This is a genomic window from Enterobacter sp. (assembly GCF_977039595.1).
This window is the reverse complement of the sequence record NZ_CDRQYH010000010.1, coordinates 1-15,464: the sequence shown is the minus strand read 5'-3', so window position 1 is coordinate 15,464 and position 15,464 is coordinate 1. Positions and strand designations below refer to the sequence as shown.

The 15,464-nt window shown below is 54.9% G+C and carries 12 protein-coding genes and 1 riboswitch; of the genes, 8 read left to right on the top strand and 4 right to left on the bottom strand.

Translation table 11 applies throughout. The annotated features are described in order from the left end of the window. Positions 1–33: 33 nt before the first annotated feature. Genes ACWYRJ_RS05170 through ACWYRJ_RS05160 form a run of 3 tightly spaced genes read left to right on the top strand, consistent with a single transcriptional unit; the run spans position 34 to position 3,531 of the window. On the top strand, positions 34–2,331 hold the full coding sequence (locus ACWYRJ_RS05170) for a formate C-acetyltransferase (RefSeq protein ID WP_455507518.1): 2,298 nt from the start codon (positions 34–36) through the stop codon (positions 2,329–2,331). Then, positions 2,297–3,172 carry a [formate-C-acetyltransferase]-activating enzyme gene (locus ACWYRJ_RS05165; protein ID WP_455507517.1) on the top strand — a complete coding sequence of 292 codons (876 nt, stop codon included), beginning with the start codon at positions 2,297–2,299 and terminating at the stop codon, positions 3,170–3,172. Before ACWYRJ_RS05170 ends, ACWYRJ_RS05165 begins: the two co-directional genes overlap by 35 nt. 2 nt (positions 3,173–3,174) lie before the next feature. Next, positions 3,175–3,531 (top strand): PTS fructose-like transporter subunit IIB, encoded by a 357-nt coding sequence (locus ACWYRJ_RS05160; protein WP_455507516.1) that lies wholly within the window; start codon positions 3,175–3,177, stop codon positions 3,529–3,531. Here the strand turns inward: ACWYRJ_RS05160 and ACWYRJ_RS05155 are convergent. Next, entirely contained in the window at positions 3,518–4,366 is an 849-nt protein-coding gene (locus ACWYRJ_RS05155; RefSeq protein WP_455507515.1) for a helix-turn-helix transcriptional regulator, read from the bottom strand. The two genes, ACWYRJ_RS05160 and ACWYRJ_RS05155, sit on opposite strands and share 14 nt — an antisense overlap. Before the next feature lie 95 nt (positions 4,367–4,461). After that, a complete protein-coding gene (ppc, locus tag ACWYRJ_RS05150; protein ID WP_047653049.1) occupies positions 4,462–7,113 on the bottom strand; it encodes a phosphoenolpyruvate carboxylase in 2,652 nt (883 codons plus the stop codon). Positions 7,114–7,601: 488 nt separating this feature from the next. Here ppc and oxyR point away from each other — a divergent pair, with 488 nt between their 5' ends. After that, a complete protein-coding gene (gene oxyR, locus ACWYRJ_RS05145; protein ID WP_455507514.1) occupies positions 7,602–8,519 on the top strand; it encodes a DNA-binding transcriptional regulator OxyR in 918 nt (305 codons plus the stop codon). On the opposite strand, the gene sthA is transcribed toward oxyR, so the two are convergent. Next, the gene (gene sthA, locus ACWYRJ_RS05140) at positions 8,502–9,902 is read right to left on the bottom strand and encodes a Si-specific NAD(P)(+) transhydrogenase (protein WP_455507513.1); all 1,401 of its coding nucleotides are present in this window, start codon (positions 9,900–9,902) and stop codon (positions 8,502–8,504) included. The two genes, oxyR and sthA, sit on opposite strands and share 18 nt — an antisense overlap. A gap of 196 nt (positions 9,903–10,098) precedes the next feature. Here sthA and fabR point away from each other — a divergent pair, with 196 nt between their 5' ends. Together fabR and ACWYRJ_RS05130 are read left to right on the top strand one after the other, a co-directional pair. Beyond that, the gene (gene fabR / locus ACWYRJ_RS05135; RefSeq protein ID WP_008501784.1) at positions 10,099–10,737 is read left to right on the top strand and encodes an HTH-type transcriptional repressor FabR; all 639 of its coding nucleotides are present in this window, start codon (positions 10,099–10,101) and stop codon (positions 10,735–10,737) included. Positions 10,738–10,746: 9 nt separating this feature from the next. Beyond that, positions 10,747–11,106, top strand: a complete 360-nt coding sequence (locus ACWYRJ_RS05130) for a YijD family membrane protein (RefSeq protein WP_455507512.1) — start codon at positions 10,747–10,749, stop codon at positions 11,104–11,106. 53 nt (positions 11,107–11,159) lie between these two features. On the opposite strand, the gene trmA is transcribed toward ACWYRJ_RS05130, so the two are convergent. After that, a complete protein-coding gene (gene trmA, locus ACWYRJ_RS05125; protein ID WP_111963978.1) occupies positions 11,160–12,260 on the bottom strand; it encodes a tRNA (uridine(54)-C5)-methyltransferase TrmA in 1,101 nt (366 codons plus the stop codon). Positions 12,261–12,364: 104 nt separating this feature from the next. Continuing rightward, positions 12,365–12,540: riboswitch (cobalamin riboswitch) on the top strand. Positions 12,541–12,606: 66 nt separating this feature from the next. Between trmA and btuB the strand changes: the two genes are divergently transcribed. After that, complete coding sequence (btuB, locus tag ACWYRJ_RS05120; protein ID WP_455507511.1) at positions 12,607–14,460, top strand: TonB-dependent vitamin B12 receptor BtuB; 1,854 nt, start codon at positions 12,607–12,609, stop codon at positions 14,458–14,460. Then, positions 14,405–15,256 carry a glutamate racemase gene (murI, locus tag ACWYRJ_RS05115; protein ID WP_163365098.1) on the top strand — a complete coding sequence of 284 codons (852 nt, stop codon included), beginning with the start codon at positions 14,405–14,407 and terminating at the stop codon, positions 15,254–15,256. The genes btuB and murI overlap by 56 nt, the downstream gene beginning before the upstream one ends. Positions 15,257–15,464: the final 208 nt, after the last annotated feature.

The window sequence follows — 15,464 nt, the reverse complement described above, 5'->3', positions numbered from 1 at the left end:
GGCGGGCTCGTTTTCCGTTACAGGAGTTCCCTCATGACGAATCGTACCCAGCGTTTGAAAGACGCTCTTTTTGCCAGTCCACGTGAAATCTCGCTTGAGCGTGCTTTGCTCTATACCGCCAGCCATCAGCAGACGGAGGGCGAGCCGGTTATCCTCAGGAGAGCAAAAGCCACGGCGTACATTCTGGACCATGTGAACATCGCGATTCGTGATGAGGAACTGATTGCGGGAAACCGGACCGTTAAACCGCGTGCGGGCATTATGTCTCCTGAGATGGATCCGTACTGGCTGCTTAAGGAGCTGGACCAGTTTTCCACACGCCCGCAGGACCGCTTCGAGATCGGCGAAGCGGATAAGCAGATTTACCGTGACGTGCTGTATCCCTACTGGGAAAAACGGTCGATGAAGGATTTCATCAACAGCCAGATGACGGATGAGGTGAAAGCCGCCGTGGGGACGCAAATTTTCAGCGTCAATCAGACGGACAAAGGGCAGGGGCATATCATTATTGATTATCCGCGCCTGCTGAATAACGGGCTGGGTGCGCTGGTGGCGCAAATGCGAGAATATTGTGCCCGCGATGCCCAGAACATGTTCTATGCCGCCGCGCTGATTCTGCTTGAAGCATCCCAGCGTCATATTCTGCGCTATGCCGCGCTGGCTGAAAGGCTTGCGTCCGGCTGTGATGAAGCTTCACGGCGTGAAGAACTATGTAAGATTGCCGAAATCTCGCGTCATAACGCGCAGCATAAGCCGCAAACGTTCTGGCAGGCGTGTCAGCTGTTCTGGTATATGAACGTCATTTTGCAATACGAATCTAACGCCAGCTCGCTTTCTATCGGGCGCTTCGACCAGTATATGTTGCCGTTTTATCAGGCTTCACTCTCGCAGGGGGACGATCCCGAATTTCTGAAAGAGCTACTGGAATCGCTGTGGGTGAAATGCAATGACGTGGTGCTTTTACGTTCGACCAGTAGCGCACGTTATTTTGCTGGTTTTCCGACGGGTTATACCGCGTTGTTGGGCGGCTTAACGGAGAGCGGTCGGAGCGCAGTGAATGTACTTTCCTTCCTGTGCCTGGATGCTTACCAGAGGGTTCAGCTTCCGCAGCCGAACCTCGGCGTACGGGTTAACGAACTTATCGACCGACCTTTCCTGCTTAAAACGGCGGAGACGATCCGCCTGGGCACCGGTATCCCGCAGATTTTCAATGATGAAGTGGTGGTGCCTGCTTTCCTTAATCGGGGGGTGTCGCTGGAAGACGCGCGCGACTACGCGGTGGTTGGCTGTGTAGAACTGTCGATTCCGGGTAAAACCTACGGTCTGCATGATATCGCGATGTTTAACCTGCTGAAGGTAATGGAAATCGCGATGCAGGAGAACGAAGGTAACGCAGCGCTGAGTTATGAAGGCCTGCTGGACCATATCCGCGCCAAAATTAACCACTATATTGCGCTAATGGTTGAGGGGAGCAATATCTGCGATATCGGCCATCGCGACTGGGCACCGGTGCCGTTACTCTCTTCATTCATAAGCGATTGTCTGGAATCAGGGAAAGATATTACCGAGGGTGGCGCGCGCTATAACTTTTCTGGCGTTCAGGGGATCGGGATAGCCAATCTGAGTGATTCACTGCACGCCCTGAAAGGGCTGGTTTTTGAACAGCATCGCTTAAGTTTTGATGAGCTATTAGCCGTATTGAACGCTAACTTTGCCACGCCAGAGGGCAAAAAAATCCGCGCACGGTTGATTAATCGCTTCGAAAAATACGGCAATGATATCGATGATGTCGACAACATCAGCGCTGAACTGCTGCGCCATTACTGTAAAGAGGTCGAAAAATACCGGAACCCGCGCGGCGGGCACTTCACTCCGGGGTCTTATACCGTGTCGGCACACGTGCCGCTCGGGGCGGTGGTGGGGGCCACGCCCGATGGCCGCTTTGCCGGCGAACAGCTGACAGACGGTGGGCTTTCGCCGATGCTTGGGCAAGATATGCAGGGCCCAACGGCGGTACTTAAATCGGTAAGCAAGCTGGATAACTATCTGCTATCTAACGGTACGCTGCTAAACGTTAAATTTACCCCTGCGACGCTGGAAGGCGATGCCGGGCTGCAAAAGCTGGCTGATTTCCTTCGCGCTTTCACCCAGCTTAAGTTGCAGCATATCCAGTTCAACGTGGTGAACGCGGAGACATTGCGTGAAGCGCAACAGCGTCCACAGGATTTTGCCGGGCTGGTGGTACGCGTTGCTGGCTACAGCGCCTTCTTTGTTGAGTTATCGAAGGAGATCCAGGATGACATTATCCGCCGCACAGCGCATCAGCTGTGACGTGGTTGAAGCGCGCGCCGAGGTGGCGCGTATTTTCAATATTCAGCGCTACTCATTGAATGACGGACGCGGCATCCGTACGGTTGTCTTTTTTAAAGGCTGCCCTCACCGCTGTCCGTGGTGTGCGAATCCAGAGTCGATTTCGCCGAAAATCGAGATGGTGCGCAGAGAGAGTAAATGTCTTAACTGCGCCCCCTGTTTACGGGACGTTGATGAGTGCCCCTCCGGCGCATTTGAGCCTATCGGGCGGGACGTTACGCTGGATGAGCTGGAAAAAGAGGTCATGAAAGACGATGTCTTCTTTCGTTCCTCGGGAGGCGGAGTGACGCTTTCGGGTGGGGAAGTATTGCTGCAGGCACCTTTCGCGACACGGCTACTACAAAGGCTGCGTCGATTCGGCGTGCATACGGCCATCGAAACGGCAGGCGATACCCCTTTGTCCCGATTAATGCCGCTGGCTCGCCAGTGTGATGAAGTGCTGTTTGATTTGAAGATCATGGACGCGGATCTGGCCCAATCGATTGTGGTAATGAATCTTCCCAGAGTGCTGGATAATTTCCGCCAGCTGGTGGCTGACGGGATAAACGTGATTCCCCGCGTGCCGCTTATTCCGGGCTATACGCTCAACGAAACGAACATGACGCGCGTACTGGATTTCCTGCTACCTTCAGGAATACGACAGCTGCATTTATTGCCCTTTCATCAGTATGGGGAGCCAAAATACCGTCTGCTGGGACAGGAGTGGGGCATGCGGCAAGTTATCCCTCCGACAGAAGATGAGGTGTCAGCGATGCGTCAACGGGCAGAGCGAGAAGGTTTCAATGTTACCCTGGGAGGCTGAATATGACAGTGATAACGGGACGTCATCTGGTGGCGGTGACCGCGTGCGTCAGTGGCGTCGCGCATACCTATATGGCTGCCGAACGGCTGGAAAAGCTCTGCCAGCAGGAGAGGTGGAGTGTTAACATCGAGACGCAGGGAGCGCTGGGCATCGAGAGCGAGCTTACGGAAGACGACATTCAGCGTGCCGATGTCGTATTGCTGATTACCGATATAGAACTGGCGGGCAGTGAGCGTTTCGAGAATGCGCGCTACGTGAAGTGCGGTATTAGCGCCTTTTTACGTGATCCACAAAAGGTGATGGGGGCGGTGCGTAAGATATTAGCCGCTCCGCAGCATACTCAGGTCATTCTGGACTAGCGGTCTTCCCGGTGAGCTGGCTGTGATACTGACGACGGTATTCTGACGGCGAACGCTCGGTATTTTTACGAAACAACCGGCAGAAATAGTTGCTGTCAATAAATCCGCAGGCATGCGCCACCTCTTTCACTTTTAAATCATACCCTTTCAGCAACTGGCGAGCGTGTTCCAGCCGGGTATGCGTCAGGTATTCATTGAAACCCACTGCGCCCGTTTTCTGAAACAGATGCGACAGGTAGTTTGGGGAGATATAAAAAGCCTGCGCGACGGATTCCCGGGTAAGCGGGGTGGCGTAGTGTTCGTCAATATAGATCCGAATCGCTTCAAATAAAGCCTGACTGCGGGAGGCGGTTTGGATCTGGCTACCCAGCAGGTCGACGCAGTGGCTAAGCAGGCTGGCGATAATCAGCCGCGCGGTTTGTTGCTCATGGGGCTGCATCTGTATTTCATGAAGCGTCTGTAAGAGTAGCGATCCAATACGCGGACCACGGCGGGCAACGTTCTGCTTTGCCAGGTTACGAACGTCTACGCCATCCCAGTGTATAAGGCTAAACCCAAGCTGCTGTTTGCCAAACAGGATGCTCAGCGTTGTTGCGGGGGCTTGCCATTGTGGATTATTCCAGCCGCCAGCCGGGACGTATAAAACATCCCCCTGCTGTAATACGCAGCCAGCCAGGTCTTTCATAGATCCTTCGATCGCGATCTCCAGACGTGGAAAATCGACCTGCAAGGCAAGTTCGGGGGCGGAGGTCGCGGGGTTTGCAAAATGCACCTCATGCAGCGGCGTTGTGCCGTTGATCAGGTCATTCAGGATGTAGGTAATGTCGTGGTGCATGGTGTTGATACCAGGGCATTGCCGGGTGGCGCTAACGCTTACCCGGCCTACTTATCGTAGGCCCGTGCAAGCGCAGCGCCGCCGGGCGTAAAGCATTAGCCGGTGTTACGCATACCCGCCGCAACGCCCGCAATCGTCACCATCAGCGCCTGTTCAACACGCGGATCCGGCTCTTTCCCTTCTTCTTCCGCCAGACGCGAACGGTGCAGCAGCTCTGCCTGCAGGACGTTCAGCGGGTCGGTGTAAATGTTACGCAGTTGAATAGACTCGGCAATCCACGGCAGGTCCGCCATCAGGTGTGAGTCGTTGGCGATGTCCAGAACCACTTTGATGTCGCCTTCCAGCAGTTCGCGCAGCTCTTTGCCCAGCGCCCACAGCTCAGGTTTCACCAGACGCTGATCGTAGTATTCCGCCAGCCACAGGTCAGCTTTCGAGAAGACCATCTCCAGCATGCCCAGACGGGTAGAGAAGAATGGCCAGTCGCGACACATGGTCTCCAGCTCGCTCTGTTTGCCGTCTTCCACCACTTTTTGCAGCGCGGCACCGGCACCCAGCCAGGCGGGCAGCATCAAACGGTTTTGCGTCCAGGCGAAGATCCACGGGATCGCGCGCAGAGACTCTACGCCACCGGTTGGGCGACGCTTCGCAGGACGTGAGCCCAGCGGCAGTTTACCCAGCTCCTGCTCAGGCGTGGCCGAGCGGAAGTAAGGAACGAAATCTTTGTTTTCACGTACGTAGCCGCGGTACAGATCGCAGGAGATGTCAGACAGTTCGTCCATGATATGGCACCAGGACGCTTTCGGCTCCGGCGGCGGCAGCAGGTTTGCTTCCAGGATAGCGCTGGTATAAAGCGACAGGCTGCTGATGGTCACTTCCGGCAGACCGTATTTGAAGCGGATCATCTCGCCCTGCTCGGTGACGCGCAGGCCGCCTTTCAGGCTTCCCGGCGGCTGTGACAGAAGGGCTGCATGTGCAGGTGCGCCGCCACGGCCAATTGAGCCACCGCGTCCGTGGAACAGGGTCAGCTCGATACCGGCTTTCTCGCAGGTTTTGATCAGGGCGTCCTGCGCCTGATACTGCGCCCAGGATGCCGCCATCACGCCTGCATCTTTCGCGGAATCGGAATAGCCAATCATCACCATCTGTTTGCCCTGGATAAAGCCGCGGTACCAGTCGATATTCAGCAGCTGGGTCATGACGTCGTTGGCGTTATTCAGGTCGTCGAGGGTCTCAAACAGCGGGGCGACCGGCAGGGCGTAGTCGATTCCCGCTTCTTTCAGCAGAAGGTGAACGCCCAGCACGTCGGAAGGGGTCTTCGCCATAGAGATCACATAGGCGGCCACCGATCCTTTCGGCGCGTCCACGATCGCTTTACAGGTGTTGAGCACTTCGCGGGTTTCGTTGCTTGGCTCCCAGTTGCGCGGCAGCAGAGGGCGCTTCGAGTTCAGCTCGCGGATCAGGAAGGCCTGTTTGTCGGCTTCGGACCAGCTTTCATAGTCGCCGATGCCGAGGTAGCGGGTCAGCTCGCCCAGCGCTTCGGTATGGCGGGTACTTTCCTGACGTACGTCGATACGCACCAGCGGCACGCCGAAACACTTCACGCGGCGCAGGGTGTCGAGCAGTTCGCCGTTAGCGATGATGCCCATCCCGCAGGCCTGGAGTGATTTATAACAGGCGTACAGCGGCTCCCAGAGCTGTTCGTTCTGGCTGAGCAGGCCTTCTGGTTTTGGCAGGCGCTGACCTTTCAGACGCGCTTCCAGCCACGCCTGAGTGGCCATCAGCTGACCGCGCAGTTTTTTCATCAGGAAACGGTACGGTTCGCTGGCACCCTCTTCACCTGCCAGCGCGCGTAGTTCCGGCGTCGCTTCAACCATCGACAGCTCGGAGATCAGCACCTGAATGTCTTTCAGGAACAGGTCGGTCGCTTTCCAGCGGCTCAGCAGCAGGACGTGACGGGTAATTTCCGCGGTCACGTTCGGGTTGCCGTCGCGGTCGCCGCCCATCCAGGAGGTGAAGCGGACCGGAACGAAATCGACCGGCAGGCGGTAGCCAAGGTTCTCTTCCAGCTGTTCGTTCAGCTCGCGCAGGTAGTTCGGCACCCCTTCCCACAGGCTGTTTTCCACCACCGCAAAGCCCCATTTAGCTTCGTCCACCGGGCTTGGGCGATGCTTACGAATTTCATCGGTGTGCCAGGACTGGGCAATAAGCTGGCGCAGACGGCGCATCAGCTGGTTGCGTTCGTAGTCGGCAATGTCTTTATTATCCAACTGCTTCAGACAGTTGTTCACTTCCACCATTTTGTGGATCAGGGTGCGACGGGTAATTTCGGTTGGGTGTGCGGTCAGCACCAGCTCCAGCGAAAGCGACTCTACCGCTTTTTTGATGGTGGCCTCGTTGAGGTCTGGCTGGTCTTTCAGTTTACGCAGGGTGCGGGCAATGACTTCCGGGTTGCTTGCCGCTTCGCCATTCGGCGAAATGCTGTGGTATTGCTCAGCGGTATTGGCCAGGTTCAGGAACTGGCTGAATGCGCGCGCAACGGGCAGCAGCTCATCGTTAGAGAGGTTCTGCAAGGTGGTGAGCAGCTCCTGACGACTGGCCTCGTTACCGGCACGGGAAGATTTAGACAGCTTGCGGATGGTTTCAACGCGGTCGAGGATGTTCTCCCCCAACGCGTCTTTGATGGTATCTCCAAGCACTTTGCCGAGCATACTGACATTACTACGCAACGCGGAATATTGTTCGTTCATAAAAACCCAGTCACCCCATCATTTTTGTTTATGCCCAGGCGAAAATCTTCTGGACATTATTTTGTCATCTCCCTTTATAAAGCCACGTAAAACCCCCGTCGTCAATTGCTGCGAAAACGGTTCAGCAAACGAATAAATGCGGGCAATTTACGAAATTTAATTCGCATTGCGTCAGATAAGAGATGCTTATGAAAATGTATGGGGGAAAGGGAGTAAACATTAAAAACGATCGCTTCGGTTGCCATTTTGTTTTTATATCCGGCCTTTTTTACGCAAAAAAAAGCGGACCACGGGGTCCGCAAAAGTTCACGTTGGCTTTAGTTGTTCGAGTTTTGAGAGAAACTCGCTGACGGAGCGGGGACGTCAAGGGTCAAACACGTGCCGCCTCGTCTATGTGGTGTATTATTCAACAGAATGCTTGATAGGGATAATCGTTCATTGCTATGCTATCTATCGCCATGAACTATCGTGGCGACGGAGGATGAATAATGAATATTCGTGATCTTGAATACCTGGTAGCGTTAGCCGAGCATCGTCACTTTCGCCGCGCGGCAGACTCCTGCCACGTCAGCCAGCCCACGCTGAGCGGCCAGATCCGCAAGCTGGAAGACGAGCTGGGCGTGATGCTGCTGGAGCGCACCAGCCGTAAGGTTCTGTTCACACAGGCAGGTCTTCTGCTGGTGGATCAGGCGCGCACGGTGCTGCGCGAGGTCAAAGTGCTCAAGGAAATGGCAAGCCAGCAGGGGGAGGCAATGTCCGGCCCGCTGCATATTGGCCTGATCCCAACCGTTGGCCCGTACCTGTTGCCGCACATCATTCCGATGCTGCACCAGACGTTCCCGAAACTCGAAATGTACCTGCACGAAGCGCAAACCCATCAGCTGCTGGCGCAGCTGGACAGCGGCAAGCTCGACTGCGCTATTCTGGCACTGGTAAAAGAGAGTGAAGCCTTTATTGAAGTACCGCTGTTCGATGAGCCGATGATGCTGGCGATCTATGAAGATCACCCGTGGGCGAACCGCGATCGCGTGCCGATGGCCGATCTGGCCGGTGAAAAGGTGCTGATGCTGGAAGATGGCCACTGCCTGCGCGACCAGGCTATGGGCTTCTGCTTCGAAGCGGGTGCCGATGAAGATACCCATTTCCGGGCAACCAGTCTGGAAACGCTGCGTAATATGGTGGCGGCGGGAAGCGGTATTACGCTTCTGCCCGCGCTGGCGGTGCCGCACGAGCGTAAACGTGATGGCGTGGTCTATCTGCCGTGCATTAAGCCGGAACCGCGTCGTACGATTGGCCTGGTTTATCGTCCGGGTTCACCGCTGCGCAGCCGCTATGAGCAGCTGGCAGAGGCCATCCGTGGTTCGATGGATGGCCATTTCGACAGCGCGTTAAAACAGGCGGTTTAAGCCGTTCAGCGCAGCTACCCGATAGGCTTCCGCCATGGTCGGGTAGTTAAAGGTGGTGTTAACAAAGTATTCAATGGTGTTACCACCGCCTTTCTGCTCCATTATCGCCTGGCCGATATGAATGATTTCCGCCGCGCGTTCACCAAAGCAGTGAATACCGAGGATCTCTTTCGTCTCGCGATGGAAGAGGATCTTCAGCGTTCCCACGCTCATCCCCACGATTTGCGCCCGCGCCAGATGTTTAAACTGCGCACGACCCACCTCGTAAGGCACCTTCATTGACGTCAGCTGCTGCTCGGTTTTCCCGACTGAACTGATTTCCGGGATGGTATAGATGCCCGTCGGAATATCTTCAATCAGGTGCGCCGTTGCTTCACCCTTCACCAGCGCCTGAGCGGCAATTCGACCCTGATCGTAGGCGGCAGAGGCCAGGCTCGGGTAGCCAATCACGTCGCCAACCGCGTAGACGTGCGGCAGGGCGGTCTGATACATGCTGTTGACCTTGAGCTGACCACGGCTGTCGGTCTCAAGCCCGATATTTTCCAGCTGCAGGGGATCGGTGTTGCCGGTACGGCCGTTGGCGTACAGCAGGCAGTCTGCTTTCAGCTTCTTGCCGGACTTCAGGTGCATGATCACCCCGTCGTCACAGCCTTCAATTTTCTCGTACTCTTCGTTGTGACGAATCACCACGCCGCTGTTCCAGAAGTGGTAGGAGAGGGAGTCAGACATCTCCTGATCGAGGAAAGCCAGCAGGCGGTCGCGGGTGTTGATCAGGTCAACTTTGACGTCCATCCCGCGGAAGATCGACGCATATTCGCAACCAATGACCCCTGCGCCATAAATAATGACGTGGCGGGGTTCATGGTGCAGGCTCAGAATCGAATCGCTGTCGTAGACGCGCGGGTGCGAGAAATCGACGTCGGCGGGATGGTACGGGCGTGAACCGCAGGCAATCACAAATTTTTCAGCCGTGATGGTTTCAACCGAACCGTCGTGGCATTCGAGTGCCAGGGTATGTTCATCCACAAAATGCGCGTTGCCCTGCAAAATTTCACAGTGGTTACGCTCATAAAATCCCTGACGCATGCGTGTCTGCTGGTTAATAACGGTATCCGCGTGATTCAGGATGTCAGCAAAAGAGGAACGAAGAAGTCGGGAGTGGTCGCTGTAAAGAGGGTTCTGGTTAAATTCGATAATGCGGCTAACGGCGTGGCGGAGGGCTTTCGAAGGGATGGTGCCCCAGTGGGTGCAACCGCCGCCGACATTATGGTAGCGCTCGATGACCGCTACTGTGGCTCCCTGTTTCACCAGACCCATAGCAGCACCTTCGCCGCCGGGGCCGGAACCAATAACTATTGCGTCGTAATCGTAGGAATGTGGCATGGTAAGGCTTACCTGTTCTTATACATAAAAGCAACAGAATCATAACATCATTGCCAGAGTAACCCAATTATCGTTGTGCTTTTTTCCGGCAGTGGAGCACAAACCGCACGTAAACAATCATTCACAAAGTCAGACAAACAGATTAATTTTATTCTCTGGTATAGTGCCATCAGGCCTTTGGAAGGATTCAACTATCGTGATGGGCGTAAGAGCACAACAAAAAGAGAAAACCCGGCGTTCGCTGGTGGAAGCCGCATTCAGTCAACTGAGTGCTGAGCGGAGTTTTGCCAGTTTGAGCCTGCGCGAAGTCGCACGCGAGGCCGGGATTGCGCCAACGTCCTTCTATCGTCATTTCCGTGATGTGGATGAACTGGGCCTGACCATGGTCGACGAGAGCGGTCTGATGCTGCGTCAGCTGATGCGCCAGGCGCGTCAGCGTATCGCCAAAGGGGGCAGCGTGATCCGTACCTCCGTGTCGACATTTATGGAATTTATCGGCAATAACCCCAACGCATTTCGTCTGCTTCTGCGCGAACGTTCGGGCACGTCGGCGGCGTTTCGTGCCGCCGTCGCGCGTGAAATTCAGCACTTCATCGCGGAACTTGCCGACTATCTTGAACTCGAAAACCATATGCCGCGTGCGTTTACTGAAGCACAGGCTGAGGCGATGGTGACGATAGTGTTCAGCGCGGGTGCCGAAGCGCTGGACGTCAGCATTGAACAACGCAAGCAGCTTGAAGAGCGACTGGTATTGCAGCTCAGGATGATCTCCAAAGGCGCGTACTACTGGTATCGCCGTGAACAAGAGAAACTGGCACATCAAACCGAAGAGTGAAGGTGAGTAATGAAACATTCAGGTCAGGATAAAGGGACGCTGTTGCTGGCATTGATCGCTGGCTTATCCATTAATGGTACGTTCGCCGCTATTTTTAGCTCCATCGTGCCGTTTTCGATTTTCCCGCTTATTGCGCTGGTGCTGACGGTTTACTGCCTGCATCAACGTTACCTGAACCGCACCATGCCGGTGGGGTTACCGGGGCTGGCCGCCGCCTGCTTTATTTTGGGCGTATTGCTGTATAGCACGGTGGTGCGCGCGGAGTATCCGGATATCGGCTCTAACTTCTTCCCTGCGGTACTGTCTGTGGCGCTGGTGTTCTGGATTGGCTCGCGCATGCGTAGCCGCAAGAGCCAGTTACCGGAGTAGAGAATTTTGTAGGGCAGGTAAGCGAAGCTCCACCTGCCAAAAATGCCGGATATTTACTTAGCCGTCAGAAGTACGCCGCACTCCATATGGTGCGTATACGGGAACTGATCGAACAGTGCCAGACGTTCAACCTTGTGCGTCTGGCCTAACGTTTCCAGGTTCTTGCACAGGGTCTCCGGATTACAGGAGATGTACAAAATACGCGGGTACGCCTGCACCATCTTCTCGGTTTCGCTGTCCAGGCCACTGCGCGGCGGGTCGACAAAAATCGTCTCACACTGGTAACTCTTCAGATCGATCCCTTCCAGGCGGTTAAACTGGCGTACGCCGTTCATCGCCTGCGTGAATTCTTCCGCGGCCATACGAATGATCTGCACGTTGTCGATATGGTTAGCGGCAATATTGTACTGCGCGGCGGCTACCGACGGCTTGGCGATTTCCGTTGCGAGGACGCGGTCGAAATTACGCGCCAGCGCCAGCGAGAAGTTGCCGTTACCGCAGTAGAGCTCAAGCAGATCGCCCGTTGACCCTTCTGTCGCCTTCAGCGCCCACTCCAGCATCTGCACGTTCATCGCGGCATTCGGCTGGGTGAAGCTGTTTTCCACCTGACGATAAACCATCTCTTTACCCGCCACAGGCAGGCGCTCGTCTACGTAGTCCTGATCCAGCATGATTTTGGTTTTTGTCGCCCGGCCAATCAGGTGAACGTTGATGTTCTGCGCCCGTAGCGCATCGCGCAGCGCTTCTGCCTGCTCGCGCCACTCGTCGTTCAGGGCTTTGTGGTACAGCAGGGAAACAATCGCCTGATTGCTTTGCGTGGTCAGGTAGTCAATCTGGAACAGCTTGTTACGCAGCATCGGATTGTTGCGCACGCCGTCCATTATCAGCGTCATCAGCTGGTTGATAAGCTCACTCGCTGCCGGGAAGCTGTCCACGCGGATACGGGACTTCGTCTGCTGATCGAAAATGATGTGGTACAGGTCGTCACCGTCGTGCCAGATGCGGAATTCGGCGCGCATGCGGTAGTGGCTGACTGGAGAGCGGAACACCTCGGGAACGGGCGCGTTGAAAGGCGTCATCATACTTTGCAGGCGGACAACTTTTTCTGCCAGCTGCGCGTCGTACTGTTCTGTCGGGAGGTGTTCTGGGGTCATGATGCGTCCTGAGTGATAAAGAATTACGCGGCGATTGTAGGCATTGTTCAGGGGATGTCCAGATTTAATGGGCAATAGCTGTCTGGACATCCATACGTGTCTAATTGTAGCATTCTGTTTCCGGTCTCCTGAGAGTGAAAAGGGAATCCAGTGTAAATCTGGAGCTGACGCGCAGCGGTAAAGACTGGCGGGATGAGCGTTGTAGACACTGTGAAAATGGGAAGTCTTCATCCTTATATAGCCACCTAGCCCGAAGACCTGCCGGGATCACGTCGCATTTGGTTTCATCATCGCGTGCTATCGATGAGGCCTGCGGCATCCTTCTTATATTGTGGATGCTTTAACAATGATTAAAAAAGTATCGCTGTTGACGGCGTTGTCCGTCACGGCATTTTCGGGCTGGGCGCAGGATAGCGCAGACTCGTTGGTGGTGACGGCAAATCGTTTTGAACAACCGGCAAAAACTGTTCTGGCACCGACGTCCGTGGTGACGCGCGAAGATATTGAACGCTGGCAGGCCAGAAGCGTGGTGGAAATCATGTCACGTCTGCCTGGCGTGGATATCGCGCAAAGCGGTGGAATGGGCTCGAACTCTTCGACTTTTATTCGCGGAACGGAATCTCGCCATGTGCTGGTGCTGATTGACGGTATTCCTTTGAATAACGTCGGGATCAGCAACGTTCCCGATCTGAGCCAAATCCCGACCTCGCTGATTCAGCGTATTGAGTACATCCGTGGTCCGCGTTCGGCCCTGTATGGCTCCGATGCGATTGGCGGCGTGATCAACATCATCACCGGACGTGACAAGCCGGGTGCGGAAATCTCAGCGGGCGTCGGCTCTAAGGGTTATCAGACCTATGACGGCGCTTTCCAGCAGGTGCTGGATAAAACCAAAATCACCATGGCGGGTAACTACACCTATACCCGTGGTTTTGATATTGATGCCAAAGATGCTCCGCGCCAGCCGGACCGCGATGGCTTTATGAGTAAATCGCTGTACGGCTCTGTGGAACAGCAGATTACCGACAGCGTGAGCGGCTTTTTCCGTGGCTTTGGTTATGACAACCGCACCGCGTACGACGGTTACGATCACTACGACGACAACTTTATGGTGGATGGACGACCTGATACTCGCCAGCTCTATAGCCAGAACTGGGATACCGGTCTGCGTTACAACCAGGGGATTTTCCAGTCACAGCTGGTCGCGGGTTACGGTCGCAGTAAAGATCAGAACTATGATCCGAAGAAAGGGCGTTACGCTGATTCCGCCACCATGGATGACGTGAAGCAGTACACCACCCAATGGCTCAATACCGTGGAGGTCGGTCACGGCAACATTGGCGCAGGTCTGGACTGGCTAAAGCAGAAGACGCAGGCCGGAACGGGCTACCTGGATAAAGGTTACGAGCAACGCAATACCGGCGTGTTTGTTTCGGCAATGCAGCAGTTCAGCAGCGTGACGCTGGAAGCGGCGGCGCGTAATGATGACAACTCCAACTTTGGTAACCATGGCACATGGCAAACCAGCGCGGCGTGGGAGTTTGTGGATGGCTATCGCGTGATTGCCTCCTACGGTACCGCATTTAAAGCACCAACCATGAGCCAGATCCACAGCGCTTCTTACGGTAATCCGGACCTCAAACCGGAGGAGAGTAAACAGTGGGAAGGGGGCTTTGAAGGTCTGACGGGACCGGTCAACTGGCGTATCACCGGCTATCGCAATGACATTGATAATCTTATTAACAGCGATCCGCATACGTATCGTTACTACAACGTCGACGAAGCACGTATTAAAGGTGTGGAAGCGACGGCACAGTTCGATACTGGCCCGGTCAGACATCAGATTTCCTATGATTATGTCGACCCGCGTAATGCCAAAACCAACGAAGTACTGGCCCGCCGTTCTAAGCAGCAGGTTAAGTACCAGCTTGACTGGCAGGTATGGGATCTCGACTGGAACCTTGCCTACCGTTATCTGGGCACCCGCTATGATGTCGCGATTGATCCTGACACCTATTCGTCAGAACGCGTGAAAATGGGCGGTGTAAGCCTGTGGGATGTCGCAGTTTCGTATCCTGTCACCTCACACCTTACAGTTCGTGGTAAAATAGCCAACCTGTTCGATAAAGATTACGAGACAGTTTATGGCTACCAAACTGCAGGACGGGAATACACCTTGTCTGGCAGCTACACCTTCTAATCCGCGTCCCACCGTGCTGGTGTTTGATTCCGGCGTCGGTGGGCTTTCGGTCTATGATGAGATTCGGCATCTCCTGCCGGATCTCCATTACATCTACGCCTTCGATAACGTCGCTTTCCCGTATGGGGAAAAGAGCGAAGATTTTATTGTTGAGCGTGTAGTTGAAATCGTCACTGCGGTACAAAAACGCTATCCCCTTGCGCTGGCCGTCATCGCCTGTAATACGGCGAGCACCGTTTCTCTTCCCGCCCTGCGTGAAAAATTCCAGTTCCCGGTTGTGGGCGTCGTCCCTGCAATAAAGCCTGCCGCGCGTCTGACGGCGAACGGCATAGTGGGTTTGCTGGCAACGCGAGGCACGGTAAAGCGTCCTTATACCCGCGAGCTGATCGACCGTTTTGCTAACGAATGTCAGATTGCGATGCTGGGCTCGGCCGAGCTGGTGGAGATGGCCGAAGCGAAGCTGCATGGAAAGGCGGTATCACTCGACGAGCTGCGTCGTATTCTTCGTCCGTGGCTGCGGATGCCCGAACCTCCGGATACCGTTGTGCTGGGCTGTACCCACTTCCCGCTATTACAGGAAGAGTTATTGGAGGTGTTACCGAAGGGGACGCGCCTGGTGGATTCGGGTGCGGCTATCGCTCGTCGTACTGCCTGGCTGCTGGAACACGAAGCGCCGGATGCGAAATCTACCGATGCGAATATCGCGTTTTGTATGGCTATCACGAAAGAGACTGAGCAACTTTTACCCGTTTTACGCCGTTATGGCTTTGAAACGCTCGAAAAACTGGCGCTATAGCACGGTTTTGAGCAAAAAAGAGACGGTTGAAAGTTTTTTTTAAAAGAGGGGTTGTCAACGTCTGAGAACTCCCTATAATGCGCCTCCACTGACACGGAACAACGGCTTACAGGCCGCCGGGTTAGCGGGGTTCAGAGATGAACGCCAGCAGAGAAAAGCGAAAATAATCACTTGACTCTGAATGAGGAAAACGTAATATACGTGACCT